Genomic DNA, 14,807 nt, shown 5'->3' on the forward strand with positions numbered 1-14,807 from the left:
CTCCTTACGCCGCGAGCCGGTTCGTGAGCGTGCCGATTCCCGCGATGGACACGTCCACGCTCGATCCATCCTTGATCGAGCCGACGCCGATCGACGTGCCGCACGCGATCACGTCGCCGGGCATCAGCGTCATGTCCTGCGAGATCAGGCTCACCTGCTCGGCGGGCGTGAAAATCATGTCGTCGAGCGGATAGTTCTGACGTTCCACGCCGTCGAGCGTCGTCACGACGTGCGCGGCGCGCCAGTCGAAACCGGCGACGATAGCGGGACCGAGGCAACTGAAAGTGTCAAAGCCCTTCGAGCGGCACCATTGCGCGAAATTAGGATCTTCCTGAAGCAGTTCGACGGCGGTCACGTCGTTCACGCAGGTGTAGCCGAAGATTGCCGCTTCGGCTTCCTCGACCGACACGTTGCTGCATCGCGCGCCGATCACGATGCCCAGTTCGCCCTCGTAGGCGATCTTGCCGTGATAGCTTTTCGGACGGCGGATCGCTTCGCGCGGTCCGATCACCGACATCGGCGGCTTGATGAGAAAGAGCGGATGCTGCGGCGGCGCTTTGTCGAGTTTCTGCGACAGCGCGTGAAAGTTGTTCCACAGCGCGACGACCTTGGTCGGCTCGCACGGCGCGAGCAGCGTCAGGGTATCGAATGCAGACGTTTCGCCGGTCGGCTTGGGATGCTCGAAAAGCGAGCCGTCGTAATGGGCCACGCGCTGCGTGGTTTCATCGAGCGCGCCGAAGCCGATACGGCCTTCGGCGTCGCGAAAGCGGATCCAGGTAGTCACGGAAATATCCTTGAGAAGGCCACCGCCGCGTCGGTTTCGAGCGGCGGCGGCAGACAGGTTCAGCGCGAGTTTCAGCGCGTCAGATCGCGCCGAGGCTCTTGAGCGTGGCGATCTGGTCCGGCGTATAGCCGAGTTCCGCCATCACTTCGTCCGTGTGTTCGCCGAGCAGCGGCGAGCGCGTGACGTCCGTCGGGCTGTCGGAGAGTTTGATCGGATTACCGACCGTCAGATATTTGCCGCGCACCGGGTGATCCACCTCCACGATCGTGCCGGTCTTGCGCAGCGATTCGTCCTCGGCGATCTCCTTCATCGAGAGAATCGGACCGCACGGAATATCGCGCTTATTGAGGATTTCCATCGCCTGGAACTTGGTCTTCGACATCGTCCAGCGCTCGATCTCCGCGAAAATGTCCTTCAGATGCGGCAAACGCGCGGCGGGCGTCTTGTAATCGTCGTGATCGATCCACTCCTCGCGGCCGATCACCTTGCAGATTTCGCCCCACACCGGCGCCTGCGTGATGAAGTAGATATACGCATTCGGATCCGTCTCCCAGCCTTTGCACTTCAGAATCCAGCCCGGCTGGCCGCCGCCCGACGCATTGCCCGCGCGCGGCACCGCGTCGCCGAATTCGCCGTTCGGAAATTGCGGATATTCCTTCATCACGCCGGTGCGTTCGAGCCGCTGCTGATCGCGCAGTTTCACGCGGCAGAGGTTGAGCACGCCATCCTGCATGGCCGCGAGCACTTTCTGGCCGCGCCCGGTCGTCTTCCTCTGATACAGCGCCGCGACGATCCCGAGCGCGAGATGCAGCCCCGTGCCGGAATCGCCGATCTGCGCGCCGGAAACCACCGGCGGGCCGTCGTCGAAGCCGGTCGTCGAGGCCGCGCCGCCCGCGCACTGCGCCACGTTCTCGTAGACCTTGCAGTCCTCATACGGGCCGGGGCCGAAGCCTTTGACCGACGCCACGATCATCTTCGGATTCAGCTCCTGGATGCGCTCCCACGTAAAGCCCATGCGGTCGAGCGCGCCCGGCGCGAAATTCTCGACCAGCACGTCGCATTGTTTCACCAGCGCCTCCAGAACCTTTTTGCCTTCGGGGTTCTTGGTGTCGATGGTGATCGAACGCTTGTTGTGGTTCAGCATCGTGAAATAAAGGCTGTCGGCGTCGGGGATATCGCGCAACTGATCCCGCGTGATATCGCCCGCGCCCGCGCGCTCGACCTTGATGACGTCCGCGCCGAACCACGCGAGCAACTGCGTACAGGTCGGTCCGGACTGGACGTGCGTGAAATCGAGGATGCGCACTCCATCCAGTGCTTTGCTCATGGCTGTCTCCCTTGCCTGTCGGTCGTTGCCTTCGGCTTTCTAGTCCGCTTACTTGTACATCGTCTGCGCCATGGTTCCGGGCGCGTAGACCGACGGATCGACCCAGATATTGATGACCGCGCTCTTACGCGTTTTCTGCACGGATTCGCGAGCACGTTGCAACGCGCCGGCGATCATCGACGGATCGCGCACTTCCTCGCCGTAACCGCCGAGCATTTCCGCGAACTTGCCGTAAGGCACATCCGACAGCAGATTGCCGACGTTGCCGCGCTCGTCGCCGTACTTCGCCAACTGGCCGTAGCGAATCTGGTTCATCGCCGAGTTATTGCCGATCACCGCGATGTACGGCACGCCGAAGCGGTTCGCCGTTTCCATGTCGAAGGACGTCATGCTGAACGCGCCGTCGCCGTAGTAGCAGAGCACTTCTTTTTCCGGATTCGCCAAGCCCGCCGCCACTGCGAAACCCGTGCCGACACCCAACGAACCGAGCGCGCCCGGGTCCATCCACTGCCCCGGACGACGCGGCCGCACGGCTTGCGCGGAGATCGTCACGACGTCGCCGCCGTCGCCGATGTAGATCGTGTCGTCGGCGAGGAATTCGTTGATTTCGTAAGCCACGCGATACGGATGAATCGGGCTGCTGTCGGACTTGAACAGCGGCATCAGCTTGGCGGTTGCGACTTCTTCGGCGGCGGACAAATCGCGCATCCACGATTGACGCGCCTGGCGCTTGTCGTTCTTCAGACGGCTGTTGGCGGCATTCAACACCGCGCCGAGAATCGCGCCCGGATCGCCGACGAGGCCCAGATCGATATCGCGATTCTTGCCGACCGTGCGGTAATCCATGTCGATCTGCACCAGCTTCAAGTCCTTGCTGATGCGCTTGCCGTAGCCCATCCGGAAGTCGAACGGCGTCCCGACGATCACGATCACATCGGCCTTGGCAAAGGCTTGCGAGCGCGTGCGGTCGAAGTGGTGCGGATCGCCCGGCGGCAGCAAACCGCGGCTCGCGCCATAGAAATAGCCGGGGATATCGAGCCCGCGCAGCAACGCGATCGCTTCTTCGTGACCGCGCGCGGTCCAGACTTGCTGGCCGAAGAGAATCGCCGGACGTTCGGCGTTCACCAGCAGATCGGCCAGCGCTTCGATCGCCTGCGGATCGCCGATCGATTTGGTCGACGCGCGATAACGGCCCGGCTGCGGAATGACCGCCTTGGACTCGTCGATTTCACGGTCGAGCACGTCGCGCGGGATCTCGAGGTAAGCCGGACCGGGCGCGCCGTTGAAGGCTTCGCGCGCGGCCAGCGAGATCATGTCGGCGATGCGTTCGGTGGACGGGATGTTGGCCGAGAACTTGGTGATCGGCGCCATCATGTCGACGTGCGGCAGGTCTTGCAGCGAACCCATCTTGTGTTGCGTGAGCGCGCCCTGGCCGCCGATATGGATGATCGGGCTTTCCGAGCGGAAAGCCGTGGCGACGCCGGTGACCGCATTCGTGCAGCCGGGGCCGGCGGTAGTGACAACGCAGCCGAGCTTGCCGGTCTGGCGGGCGTAGCCGTCGGCGGCGTGGGCGGCGACTTGCTCGTGACGGAAGTCGATGATGCGGATGCCTTCATCGACGCAGCCGTCGTAGATATCGATGATGTGGCCGCCGCACAGCGTGAAGATGGTATCGACGCCTTCGTTCTTAAGGGCACGGGCGACCAGATGGCCGCCCGAGACGATGCCGGCGCCGCGGGATTTCTGCTTCAGGGTGTCGTCGGCCGTGGTGCTTCCGTGGGCGGCACTCTGGTCGACGGGGGGGCGGCTGCTGACGACTTCGGACATGGTGTCTCCTCCTCGATGGGGGTTGTATGAGGCATCCCGTGACGTGTCTCGCCGTCCGGTAGCTGTGATATACAATATTCCGAACACAGTATTAGTCAAGAGTATTTGAGATAAGGAAACCCTGTAGTGCAGTGCAGCATCCTATTTTTCCCGCTGAAATCTACGCTCCTCTGAAAGTTTTGTTGCGCTGCAACGTCGCTCAACTCGCCTTTAACATCAGCTAAAAATCCGCTTAATTCAACAATTCTGACCCATGTAAAACCTGATTTCGCTCGTTCAGATATGTGATATATCATATTTCAGCGCGTATTTTGGGATGTCCGCCGCGCGCACTATTCCCGTCAGAGGATCAGGAGACGGCATGAACATTCACGAATATCAGGCGAAGGCGCTGCTTCGCGAGGACGGCGTGGCCGTACCCGAAGGGCGTGTCGCCTTTTCGCCAGAGGAAGCGGCCGAAGCGGCGCGCACGCTCGGCGGCCCGGTCTGGGTGCTGAAGTCGCAGATTCACGCCGGAGGCCGGGGCGCCGGGCGCTTCACCAGCGACCCGGACGGAAAAGGCGGCGATCCGGTGAACGGCACGAATTTCATCGACTGCCTGGCGCTGTTTCTCGCCGACGACGCCACCGAAGGCATCATCATGATCGGCGAAATTGGGGGATCGGCGGAGGAAGAAGCGGCCGCGTTCCCGCGCGACGCGGGGACGAAAAAGCCGGTGGTCGGCTTTATCGCCGGGACGACGGCGCCGCCGGGAAGGCGCATGGGCCACGCGGGTGCGATCATTTCCGGCGGATCGGGCACGGCGAGCGCGAAGATCGACGCGATGAAAGCGGCGGGCATTCACGTCGCGGCGTCGCCTGCCGCGCTCGGCGAAACGATGCTGCACGCGCTGCGGTAAACGTTATGCGCATAAAAAAGCCGTCCGGGTCGCGGACGGCTTTTCCAAACTCAACTCGGGTTCAAACGCTCAATCGAGAAAATCGCAGTTCGCCTCGACGAAAGCCGCGAGATCCAGCGAATGTTGCCGCACAAGCCTTTCGACCAGTTCGGTATCGCGCTTTTCCAGCGCCTCGATAATCCGCATGTGATCGACGATCGAGCGCGACGCGCGGTCGCTCTGCGAAATCGTCATTTTGCGGATTGCGCGGACGTGCACGAAGATGTTCTTGATCGTGTCGAAAATAATCTGCGATTTCGCCAGTTGCACGATGGACTGGTGAAACGCGATATTCGCCTCCGAATACTCTTCGATATGCTCGGCGGGCGTCGTATCGCGGAAATTGTCGAACATATGACGCAACGCGGCGATTTCCGCGTCGCTTGCGCGCTGGGTGGCGAGGCGCGCGGCCATGCTTTCGAGCGCCGCCCACATATGAATCATTTCGACGATTTCACGCTTCGTCTTGCGCAATATGTACACGCCCCGGCGCGGCACGGTGCGCAGAAAACCTTCCTGCTCCAGCAGCGTCATCGCTTCGCGGATAGGCGTGCGGCTGACGCCGAGCGCTTCCGTCAGTTCTTTTTCATCGAGCCGGATTTCCTCGCGCGAGCGATAAATATCCGCCTCGGCGATCGCCTGCCGCAGCTTCGCGTACGCCTGATCGCGCAGCGAAACCGTGGCATTGATCGGTTCCAGCGAGAGCGTCAGCCCATTCGGACGGACGTCGGGACTATCTACAGACTGAGTTTCAGATGGCATTGATGGATTGATTTCCGAAGTTCGGCTGGCCGCTCGGCACGCGCTTGCCCGAACCGCCATTTTGATCGTCCGCCGCCAATCCGGCAAACCGACCGTGATCCTGTGCGCGCTGCAGCATGTCCTGCGGCACAGCCGACGCAATCATAAACGTAACGCCCACGCCAGCGCCCACCAACGCGATGCCCAACACGACCAATAATGCGATGCTCATTTCCGGCTCCAAGAATTCGTTCAAGAGCCTCTAGTATATGTTGCGTCGCAACAGTACGCAACATATTTTGCATCTTGTATATCAGAAACAACGTGGGCATCGCAAAAACTCAGTTTAGGCGGCTTTTTGGGTTTCTGTCGATTGTGGTGCGTGCGCCGTGGCTTGATTGACGCCCTCGCGCAGTTTGATCAGGCCCAGCACCGCATCGATCATCGGCGTATCGACCTTCACCAGCCGGCCGATTTCCTGCACGACGGTGACAATCGGGTCGATTTCCATCGGCCGCCCTGCTTCGCAGTCCATCAGCATCGACGTCTTGTGCGCACCCACCGCGCCCGCGCCATTGATCCGCTTTTCCACATCGACGCGGAAATGCACGCCGATCCGATCTGCGATGGCCTTGGCTTCCAGCATCATGGTTTTCGACAGCGCGCGCACGGCCGGGTCGCTGGTCAGTACGTCGAGCGTCGCGCCGGTCAGCGCGCTGATCGGGTTGAAACACAGGTTGCCCCAGAGCTTCAGCCAGATTTCGTCGCGGATGTTGTCGCGCATCGGCGCTTCCATGTCGCCCGCCGCCATGATGTCGTGGAACGCCTGCAGACGCGGCGTGATCTGGCCGTTCGGCTCGCCGATCGGAAATTTCTTGCCGTACACATGATGAATCACGCCCGGTTCGGCGATCACGGCCGCCGGGTTCAGCACGCAGCCGATCGCGCGTTCCGGCCCGAGCAGATTCCACTGCTTGCCGCCTGGATCGACGCTTTGCAGCGTCGTGCCCGCGAGCGCGCCGCCATGCTGATGAAAATACCAGTAAGGCAGGCCGTTCACCGCGGTGACGATCGCGGTATCGGGACCGAGCAGCGGCAAGATTTGATCGACGATTCCCGGCACCGAATGCGCCTTCAACGCGATGATCACGTAGTCTTGCGGCCCAAGTTCGGCCGGATTATTCGTACACCGGACCTTGACGGTGTGCTCCTCCCCGTCGATTTGCAGCCTGACGCCGTTCGCCTGCATCGCGGCCAGATGCGGCCCGCGCGCGACGAAACTCACTTCCGCGCCCGCCCGAGCGAGCTGCGCGCCCATGTACCCGCCGATGGCACCGGCGCCGTAAACGCAGATCTTCATGGTTGTCTCCTGAAGGGATTTATAAGCTTCTGATATACAACATACTACATTCAGCATTGCCCCATAACAAGGCGGATTACCCTTGTAAAGGCGAGCGAAAAACCGTGGTCGAGGCAGCGTTGCGCCTTGTCCCGCGGGGCTTTTAAGGGAGTATGGAATTCAGGCTTCGACGGATCGGAGCGCTTTTGTGCGCGCGGTCGGATTCACCTGCGAAGCCGCCAGCAAATGCGCCCATAGCGCCGCCGCGCCAGGCTTCATCGTGCGGCCGCGAGGGCGCACGATCATCACGGTCGCATCGACGCGCGGCAAAATCGGCACATGCGTGAGCCGCCCGTCCGCCGAATCGCGGCACGCGTGGTCCGGCATCACGCCGATCCCCATTCCCGCCGCGACCATCCGCGCGACCGCCGATGCTTGCGCCAGCCGCTGACGCACCACGCCCGCCACTTCGTGCAGCGCAAGCGCCTGTTCGATCGCGGCGTGCGTGCCGGTGTCGTCGTCGAGAAAAAGGAGCGGCGTCGTGCGCAGTTCGCGCCAGGCGATCGCCGCACGTCCCGCCAGCGCATGACGCGCCGGCAACAGTGCACAGAGGGAATCCGTATGCAGCGCCTCGGCTGCGAGTTCGTCGAGGGAACCGGCGTCTACTACCACGCCGAGGTCCACTTCGCCCGAGCGCACGAGATCGAGCACGACGCTTTGCGGTTTATCGGTGAGTGCCACCGAAATGTCGGGATGACTCGCGCCGAACGACGCGAGCCAATCCGGCAGCAAGCTCGCCGTCACGCTCGAACTGCTCGCGAGCCGTACGACGCCGATCGCGCTTGCATCGCCGCGATCCGGCCGCAACGTCGCTTCGAGTTCTTCGAGCAGCGGCGCGACGCGGGCGAGCAACTTGCGTCCGGTTTCGGTGAGCGTGACCTGACGCGTGGTGCGATCGAAAAGCCGCAGCGCGATTTCGTATTCGAGTTCGCGAATGCCCCGGCTCACCGCCGACTGCGTGATGCCGAACTCGTCGCCCGCGCGGGTGAAACTCCGATGCCGCGCGAGCGTGACGAACAACCGCAATTGATGCAGGGACACATTCACGGCATGCGCGGCATCGGCGCGCTCACGCATGTCGCGCCCTCATTGCGCCGACTTGCGCGGCGGTTCGGTCCAGCCGGGCGAGCGGAACCCGCCTTCGAGCGACGCCGATTCGGCCACCGTATTCTCGATCCAGCGCTTTCTCATCGGCGCGAGGACGAATTTCGCGCAGAGTCCGGCGGTGATCGAGATCACCGCCGCCGCGATGAACACCGCATTCCACGAGCCGATGGCCGATAGCACGGAGGCAAGCGGCACCAGCATCGAAGCCGTGCCCTTCGCGGTGTACAGCGTGCCCGCGTTGGCTGCCGCGTACTTGCTGCCGAAGGTATCGGCGCAGGTCGCCGGGAAAATCGAGAAGATTTCGCCCCAGCAGAGGAAGGTCATCGCCGCGAAGAAAATGAACGCGTACGGGTTGTGACCGAACTCCATCAGCCCGAGCAGCGCGAGCCCTTCACCGATAAAGATGAAAAACATCGTGTTTTCGCGGCCGATCTTGTCGGAGATGAAGCCGCACAGCGGACGCGTGAAGCCGTTGCAGAGGTTATCGATGGAAAGCGCCATCGTGAGCAGCGGCAGCGTGACGCCGAGCAAGCTGACCGGCATTTTGGCGAAGCCGTATTCCTTTGCGATCGGCCCGAGCTGCGCGGTAGCGATCACGCCGCCCGCCGCGACGAACACGAACATCATGTACATCACCCAGAAGAGCGGCGAACGCACCATCTGCCCGGTCGTATAGTCGATTTTCGTCGCGACGACGCGTTTTGCGCCCGCCACGGCTGCAGGCGGATTCGGACGCACCAGCAGCAACGCGAGCAGGAAGATGCAGACGCCCTGGAAAATGCCGAAGAACATGAACGCGTGTTCGTAGCCAGCACTCTGGATCATGTTCGAGATCGGAATGACCGTCACCGCCGCGCCCGCGCCGAAGCCGGCCGCCGTGAGGCCCGCCGCCAGGCCGCGCTTGTCCGGAAACCACTTGAGCGCCGTGCCGACGCAAGTGCCGTAGACGCAACCCGCGCCCACGCCCGCTACGACCGCCGCAATATAAAGATGCACGAGACTGGTCGCGTGGGCGTCGATGATCCAGCCGAGCGCCGCGCAAATCGAGCCGCCGATCACGACCGGACGCGGGCCAAATTTATCGACGAGCCAGCCTTCCACCGGCACGAGCCACGTTTCAGTCACGATGAAGATGGTGAACGCGGTCTGGATCGCCGCCTGGCCCCAGTGATGTTTCGCGTCCATCGGGACCACGAACAGCGTCCACGCATATTGAAGATTGGCGACGAGGCCCATGCATACGATGCCGACCGCCAGTTGGATCCATCTGTTGTGGTGCCGGCCGAGCGGTTGCCCGGACGCGACCGCGCCTGCGTTTGCCATGTCAGTCTCCGTTTTGAGTATTCAGCGCTCGTTCGGCGCTTGATCTACGGCGAAATTACCCGCGCTTTTTTTAGGCGCGGGTGCGAGAGCGGTCGGTCAGGGAACATGCTCGAACTTGATATGGATGAACCGTGCAACGCGGGCCGGCATTGCATGGCGCAAGCAGAAAGAATGGATTTCCATACGGGGCGATTTAAGAATCATTTTTAAACGATCCCCGACATCCGATTAAAAGCGGTAAAGGGTTAACGATAAGGCGACATCGTGCTGAGGCTTATGCAGCATGGCGCCGACACACGATGAACGCCGTTCGGCTTACAACAATTGCAGACCGTGAAAGCATCGTGCGTCACAAAAACGATTAAGGAAAATTAGAAAAAATTATTGTATAAGTTAAGGATCGTGAATGGATCGAGGGTATTGCCATGATGCGTAACGCCACGCTGCGACAGCTGAAGATCTTCGAAACCGTCGCGCGGCGCCTTAGTTTTTCACGTGCGGCCGAAGAGCTTTACCTGACGCAACCGGCCGTTTCCACGCAGGTAAAACAGCTTGAGGAACACGCCGGGTTGCCGCTTTTCGAGCAACTCGGCAAGCGCATCTACCTGACGCCCGCGGGCGACGAAATGCTGCACTACAGCCGCGCGATCCTCGAACAGTTCCGCGAAGCCGACGACGCGATGGCGCGCCTGAAAGGCATTTCGGGCGGCACGCTGAATATCGCGGTCATCAGCGCGGGCGATTATTTCTTTCCGCGCCTGCTCGCCGCCTTCACCAAACGCAATTCCGACGTCCGCCTGAACCTCGCCGTGCATAACCGCGAGGAATTGCTGCATCAATTGACGGATAACCTCACCGACCTCGCGATCATGGTTCGTCCGCCCAAGGACATGGACACGGCCAACGTGTCATTCGCGCCGCATCCGTATGTGATCGTGGCGCCGCCGGATCATCCGCTGGTCGGGCGCAAGAACATTCCGCTGGAATTACTCGCCGACGAAGCGTTCATCGTCCGCGAGAAAGGCTCGGACACCTGGAATTCGATGGAAGAAGGTTTCGCCGGGCGGCTGCCGAACATGAAAGTCGCGATGGAAATCACCAGCACGGAGACGATCAAGCAGGCGGTGATCGCGGGCATGGGCGTGAGTTTTCTGTCGGCGCACACCATCGCGATGGAGTTGCAGCTTGGGCGGCTCGCCGTGCTCGACGTCGAAGGCTTCCCGGTCATGCTCAACTGGTACGTCGTGCATCGAAACAACAAGCGCTTGCCGCCGGTGGCGGTCGCGTTCAAGGAATTTTTGATCGAGGAAGGTGCAGCGCAGATCGCCGAGATCACCCATATTGGTGAAAAAACCGGCAACGTCAATTCATAAAGTTTTAGTTATCGTTATTCGAAATAACTTTAACTATCGTATATGGATTGAAATTCCTATCCTGAATTTAAGCCAGACGGCCAAACCAGGAGACGATGATGATCCACTCGAACTACGGCGACGACCGCGAAATCCAGGCGCAACTCTGCGCGTACAACAGTGCATTCGAAGAGCTGGATCTGATGTTCCGCTGGGATGCCGACACCTTCCGCTCGCTCGCGACCGCCGATAGCGACCACGCGCGCATCGCGCAGTACATCGGCTCGCATTGCCCGCATCTGCTCAAGGCGTACAGCGCGGAATTCCTCTGCGAAGCGATCGTCGAGAAGAAGAACGCGTATTACGACGCCTGCCGCGCGAATACCGTTCAATATCAGGACAGCACGCACCGCGCGAAACTCTGGCGCGCCCGCAACGACCAGATGCTCGGCGCGACGGCAGGCGTTTGATCGGGCGGGTTTAAATTCGAGTCCACGGCGGCCCGGTTTTCCGGGCCACCTTTTGCATTGCAAAGCAAAAGCTTCTTACCGTGTTTATCAGGCTTAGCTTATGGTTCAAGGCGCAAATCGGGATTTTGCGCACATAAATCTGCGATCCACTCGCTCACCACGCGCACACGCGACGTGATATTCCGGCTGTGCGGATAAAGAATCGAGAGCGGCGTCGGCAGGCTGTAGTGCGAGGTCAATATCTCGACCAGCGCGCCCTGCTCGATCAGCGGCGCGACCATGAAGCGCGGCGGCTGGATCACGCCGATCCCATGCACGCCCGCGTTCACATAGGCTTCGCCGTCGTTCACGGACAGCACGCCGTCGAGCGGCACTTCCACGGTTTGACCGTCGAGTTGAAACTCGGGCGTCAGTTGCTTGCCGCTGCGCGCCATGAAGTAATTGACCGCGCGATGCTGGCGCAGCGCATCGAGCGTCTGCGGCGTGCCGTATTTTTCGAGATAGGACGGCGCGGCGCAGGTCGTCACTTTCGCCAGCCCGACCCGGCGCGCGACGAGGCTCGAATCTTCCAGCGAGCCGAGCCGGAGCACACAATCGACACCATCTTCGATCAAATCGATCATGCGGTCCGCGAGTCCCATCCGGATCGCGATGCCCGGATAGCGCGCGTAGAAATCCGGCAGCGCGGGCAACAAAATTTTGCCGACACTGCCCGACGTATCCAGGCGCACGAGTCCGGTCGGATCGCGCCGTTTGGCGGAGAGCGTCGATTCGGCATCGCTGATTTCTTCGAGGATGCGCACGCAGCGTTCGTAATAGAGCGCGCCGTCGTCGGTCACGCTGACACGCCGCGTGGTGCGGTTCAGAAGCCGCACGCCGACATACAACTCCAGCGCCTGGATGATGTTGCTCACCGACGCTCTCGGCAATTGCAAGAGGTCCGCGGTCTTGGAAAAACTGCTGTTTTCGACGACGCGCGTGAACACTTCCATAGCCTGCAGGCGATCCATGCGCACCTCGCTCGTCTCATGTTCTCGTGAACATGATAGTGGAGGCGGATGGGAAAGGCTGCGGAGGGAGAAACGCTGGTGGGCCGGGTGGGATTCGAACCCACTGTCGGTCGATTATGAGTCGACAGCTTATACCAATTAAGCTTCCGGCCCTTTTGAGGACTTTTAGTACCGCCGAAACAAACGCGCCGCCAGAAGGCGCGCCGCATCGGGGTTTGCGAGTTTGCCTTGAAACCCGCTGCAAAACAAGCGGGGCGGACCGTTTTACCGATCCGCCCCGCTTAAGTGCTACTAATAACGCTAAATCACCGCGATCAATTCCCTTCGAGGAAGGACTTGAGCTTGTCCGACCGGCTCGGATGACGGAGCTTGCGCAACGCCTTCGCCTCGATCTGACGAATCCGCTCGCGCGTCACGTCGAACTGCTTGCCAACTTCTTCGAGCGTGTGATCCGTGCTCATTTCGATCCCGAAACGCATGCGCAGCACCTTCGCTTCACGCGGCGTCAGCGAGTCGAGCACGTCCTTCACCACATCGCGCATGCTGGCGTGCAGCGCAGCGTCGGCCGGGGCGACCGTGTTCGTGTCTTCGATAAAATCGCCGAGATGCGAATCGTCGTCGTCACCGATCGGCGTTTCCATCGAGATCGGCTCTTTCGCGATCTTCATGATCTTGCGGATCTTGTCTTCCGGCATCTCCATCTTCTCAGCCAACGTCGCCGGATCGGGCTCAAGACCGGTTTCCTGCAAAATCTGCCGCGAAATACGGTTCATCTTGTTGATCGTTTCGATCATGTGAACCGGAATCCGGATGGTGCGCGCCTGGTCGGCGATGGAACGCGTAATGGCCTGACGAATCCACCACGTCGCATACGTCGAAAACTTGTAGCCGCGACGATATTCGAACTTGTCCACCGCTTTCATCAGGCCGATATTGCCTTCCTGAATCAGGTCGAGGAACTGCAGCCCGCGATTCGTGTACTTCTTCGCGATAGAAATAACGAGTCGCAAGTTCGCTTCCGTCATTTCGCGCTTCGCCTGACGCGCTTTCAGTTCACCCGCCGCCATCTGACGGTTGGTTTCCTTCAGGTCCTTCAACGGCAAAACCACGCGCGCCTGCAGGTCGAGAAGACGTTGCTGCTGCTCGCGGATCGCCGGAATATTGCGCTCCAGAATCGCGCTGTAGCCGTGACCTTCGCCGACAACCTTCTCCGACCACTCCAGATCCGTCTCGTTACCCGGGAAACGCGTGATGAATTCCGAGCGCGGCATGCCGCACTTGTCGACCACCGTGTGCAGAATCTGACGTTCCACCTGACGCACTTCGTCCACTTGCGCGCGCAGCGTGTCGCACAGGCGCTCGACGGTCCGCGCGGTGAAGCGAATCGACATCAGTTCCGTCTGAATGGCTTCCTGCGCCTTCAGATAAGCCTTCGACTTGTAGCCTTCCTTCTCGTAGGCGCGGCGCATCTTGTCGAACCATTCGCTGATGAGCGAGAACTTTTCGAGCGACGCGCGCTTGAGCGCTTCGAGCTGGGCCGCATTGGCATTCGCCTGCGCCGTGCTTTCGTCCTCTTCTTCCTCGTCCTCGTTCGCTTCGTCCGTGGTTTCTTCTTCCTCGCTCTCGATCGCTTCCGCTTCCTGCTCGGAGAAACCGTCGGCATCGGCCGCGTTCGGGTCGATCAGGCCGTCCACCAGTTCATCGACGCGCGTTTCCTCGTTCTGCACGCGCTCCGCCATCGCGAGAATGTCCGCGATGGTGGTCGGGCAGGCGGAAATGGCCATGACCATGTGCTTCAGGCCATCTTCGATCCGCTTCGCGATCTCGATTTCGCCTTCGCGCGTGAGCAACTCGACCGTGCCCATTTCGCGCATGTACATGCGGACCGGGTCGGTCGTGCGGCCGAATTCGGAATCGACGGTGGAGAGCGCGACTTCGGCCTCTTCCTCGACTTCGTCGTCCGACGATGCGGCCGGCGCGTTGTCGTTCAGCAACAGCGTTTCAGCGTCGGGCGCCTGCTCGTAGACGGCCACGCCCATGTCATTGAACGTGCTGATGATGCCTTCGATCGCCTCCGTTTCCGTGAAGTTATCGGGCAGGTGATCGTTGATTTCCGCGTAGGTCAGGAAGCCGCGCTCCTTGCCGAGCTTGATCAGCGCGCGCAGTTTCGCGCGGCGCTCCTCGAGCTCTTCGAGCGTGCCGGGGGCGGCGGAGGCGAACGCGTCTTTCAGCAGCGCTTTTTCCTTCGCGCGGCGATCGCGGGCCTTGGCCTTTTCGACCTTGGCCGTCGGAGCGGCGGCGACGGGTTCCGCGTTCTGCGTTGCTTCGTCGTCGACGGGTACTTCGTTCAGCTTTTTCGTCATGGAGTTCGCCGTACCGGCTTTAGTCTCGACTCGCGGCTGCTGGACGGCAGCCGATGGAACCGTGGATGCTGAATGTGCGCGCGCTGCTTCGTCCTGCGTGCCCTGCTTCGGGTCGTATCTCGGGTCGTTCGTACTGTCGCTCATCACGTCATCCATACGATTTCGAC

Annotated in this window: 12 protein-coding genes, 1 tRNA gene and 2 pseudogenes; 4 read left to right on the forward strand and 11 right to left on the reverse strand. The window is 61.1% G+C overall.

Features of this window, described 5'->3' with window-relative positions; all coding sequences use genetic code 11:
- Positions 1-4: 4 nt before the first annotated feature.
- The 3 genes from AC3D25_RS28650 to AC3D25_RS28660 all read right to left on the reverse strand — a co-directional run bounded on the left by AC3D25_RS28650 (position 5) and on the right by AC3D25_RS28660 (position 3,938).
- Positions 5-784, reverse strand: coding sequence for a fumarylacetoacetate hydrolase family protein (locus tag AC3D25_RS28650; protein ID WP_488891857.1), 780 nt, complete (start codon positions 782-784; stop codon positions 5-7).
- A gap of 79 nt (positions 785-863) precedes the next feature.
- On the reverse strand, positions 864-2,111 hold the full coding sequence (frc, locus tag AC3D25_RS28655; RefSeq protein WP_488891858.1) for a formyl-CoA transferase: 1,248 nt from the start codon (positions 2,109-2,111) through the stop codon (positions 864-866).
- 48 nt (positions 2,112-2,159) lie between these two features.
- Entirely contained in the window at positions 2,160-3,938 is a 1,779-nt protein-coding gene (locus AC3D25_RS28660) for a thiamine pyrophosphate-binding protein (protein ID WP_488891859.1), read from the reverse strand.
- Positions 3,939-4,299: 361 nt separating this feature from the next.
- Here AC3D25_RS28660 and AC3D25_RS28665 point away from each other — a divergent pair.
- Both AC3D25_RS28665 and AC3D25_RS28670 read left to right on the forward strand, forming a co-directional pair.
- A pseudogene (locus tag AC3D25_RS28665) lies at positions 4,300-4,410 on the forward strand (ATP-grasp domain-containing protein); the annotation flags it as partial.
- A 78-nt stretch (positions 4,411-4,488) separates the two neighbouring features.
- A pseudogene (locus AC3D25_RS28670) lies at positions 4,489-4,836 on the forward strand (succinate--CoA ligase subunit alpha); the annotation flags it as partial.
- Positions 4,837-4,905: 69 nt separating this feature from the next.
- On the opposite strand, the gene AC3D25_RS28675 reads toward AC3D25_RS28670, so the two are convergent.
- The 5 genes from AC3D25_RS28675 to oxlT all read right to left on the reverse strand — a co-directional run bounded on the left by AC3D25_RS28675 (position 4,906) and on the right by oxlT (position 9,445).
- Positions 4,906-5,637 (reverse strand): GntR family transcriptional regulator, encoded by a 732-nt coding sequence (locus AC3D25_RS28675; RefSeq protein ID WP_488891860.1) that lies wholly within the window; start codon positions 5,635-5,637, stop codon positions 4,906-4,908.
- Positions 5,627-5,848: a hypothetical protein gene (locus tag AC3D25_RS28680; protein WP_488891861.1), complete on the reverse strand. Its 222-nt coding sequence runs from the start codon at positions 5,846-5,848 to the stop codon at positions 5,627-5,629. Before AC3D25_RS28680 ends, AC3D25_RS28675 begins: the two co-directional genes overlap by 11 nt.
- Before the next feature lie 114 nt (positions 5,849-5,962).
- Positions 5,963-6,976, reverse strand: a complete 1,014-nt coding sequence (locus AC3D25_RS28685; protein WP_488891862.1) for a 2-dehydropantoate 2-reductase — start codon at positions 6,974-6,976, stop codon at positions 5,963-5,965.
- Positions 6,977-7,135: 159 nt separating this feature from the next.
- On the reverse strand, positions 7,136-8,092 hold the full coding sequence (locus AC3D25_RS28690; RefSeq protein ID WP_488891863.1) for a LysR family transcriptional regulator: 957 nt from the start codon (positions 8,090-8,092) through the stop codon (positions 7,136-7,138).
- Between the two features lie 9 nt (positions 8,093-8,101).
- A complete protein-coding gene (gene oxlT / locus AC3D25_RS28695) occupies positions 8,102-9,445 on the reverse strand; it encodes an oxalate/formate MFS antiporter (protein ID WP_488891864.1) in 1,344 nt (447 codons plus the stop codon).
- A gap of 428 nt (positions 9,446-9,873) precedes the next feature.
- Here oxlT and AC3D25_RS28700 point away from each other — a divergent pair, with 428 nt between their 5' ends.
- Positions 9,874-10,818 (forward strand): LysR family transcriptional regulator, encoded by a 945-nt coding sequence (locus tag AC3D25_RS28700; protein WP_488892182.1) that lies wholly within the window; start codon positions 9,874-9,876, stop codon positions 10,816-10,818.
- 95 nt (positions 10,819-10,913) lie between these two features.
- Complete coding sequence (locus AC3D25_RS28705) at positions 10,914-11,267, forward strand: hypothetical protein (RefSeq protein ID WP_488891865.1); 354 nt, start codon at positions 10,914-10,916, stop codon at positions 11,265-11,267.
- A gap of 98 nt (positions 11,268-11,365) precedes the next feature.
- Here AC3D25_RS28705 and AC3D25_RS28710 read toward each other — a convergent pair whose 3' ends face one another.
- The 3 genes from AC3D25_RS28710 to rpoD all read right to left on the reverse strand — a co-directional run bounded on the left by AC3D25_RS28710 (position 11,366) and on the right by rpoD (position 14,784).
- Complete coding sequence (locus AC3D25_RS28710; protein ID WP_488891866.1) at positions 11,366-12,277, reverse strand: LysR family transcriptional regulator; 912 nt, start codon at positions 12,275-12,277, stop codon at positions 11,366-11,368.
- A 76-nt stretch (positions 12,278-12,353) separates the two neighbouring features.
- Positions 12,354-12,430: transfer RNA gene (locus tag AC3D25_RS28715), tRNA-Ile, on the reverse strand.
- 161 nt (positions 12,431-12,591) lie between these two features.
- On the reverse strand, positions 12,592-14,784 hold the full coding sequence (rpoD, locus tag AC3D25_RS28720; protein WP_488891867.1) for an RNA polymerase sigma factor RpoD: 2,193 nt from the start codon (positions 14,782-14,784) through the stop codon (positions 12,592-12,594).
- Between the last annotated feature and the right edge of the window lie 23 nt (positions 14,785-14,807).

The organism is Caballeronia sp. SL1002 (genome assembly GCF_057814995.1).

What these genes read in the sequence shown, in the direction of transcription:
- rpoD (WP_488891867.1), bottom strand. Translation starts at nt 14,784, where the DNA reads ATGAGCGACAGTACGAACGACCCGAGATACGACCCGAAGCAGGGCACG.
- AC3D25_RS28700 (WP_488892182.1), top strand. Translation starts at nt 9,874, where the DNA reads ATGCGTAACGCCACGCTGCGACAGCTGAAGATCTTCGAAACCGTCGCG.
- AC3D25_RS28660 (WP_488891859.1), bottom strand. Translation starts at nt 3,938, where the DNA reads ATGTCCGAAGTCGTCAGCAGCCGCCCCCCCGTCGACCAGAGTGCCGCC.
- AC3D25_RS28710 (WP_488891866.1), bottom strand. Translation starts at nt 12,277, where the DNA reads ATGGATCGCCTGCAGGCTATGGAAGTGTTCACGCGCGTCGTCGAAAAC.
- oxlT (WP_488891864.1), bottom strand. Translation starts at nt 9,445, where the DNA reads ATGGCAAACGCAGGCGCGGTCGCGTCCGGGCAACCGCTCGGCCGGCAC.
- frc (WP_488891858.1), bottom strand. Translation starts at nt 2,111, where the DNA reads ATGAGCAAAGCACTGGATGGAGTGCGCATCCTCGATTTCACGCACGTC.
- AC3D25_RS28685 (WP_488891862.1), bottom strand. Translation starts at nt 6,976, where the DNA reads ATGAAGATCTGCGTTTACGGCGCCGGTGCCATCGGCGGGTACATGGGC.
- AC3D25_RS28680 (WP_488891861.1), bottom strand. Translation starts at nt 5,848, where the DNA reads ATGAGCATCGCATTATTGGTCGTGTTGGGCATCGCGTTGGTGGGCGCT.
- AC3D25_RS28705 (WP_488891865.1), top strand. Translation starts at nt 10,914, where the DNA reads ATGATGATCCACTCGAACTACGGCGACGACCGCGAAATCCAGGCGCAA.
- AC3D25_RS28675 (WP_488891860.1), bottom strand. Translation starts at nt 5,637, where the DNA reads ATGCCATCTGAAACTCAGTCTGTAGATAGTCCCGACGTCCGTCCGAAT.
- AC3D25_RS28690 (WP_488891863.1), bottom strand. Translation starts at nt 8,092, where the DNA reads ATGCGTGAGCGCGCCGATGCCGCGCATGCCGTGAATGTGTCCCTGCAT.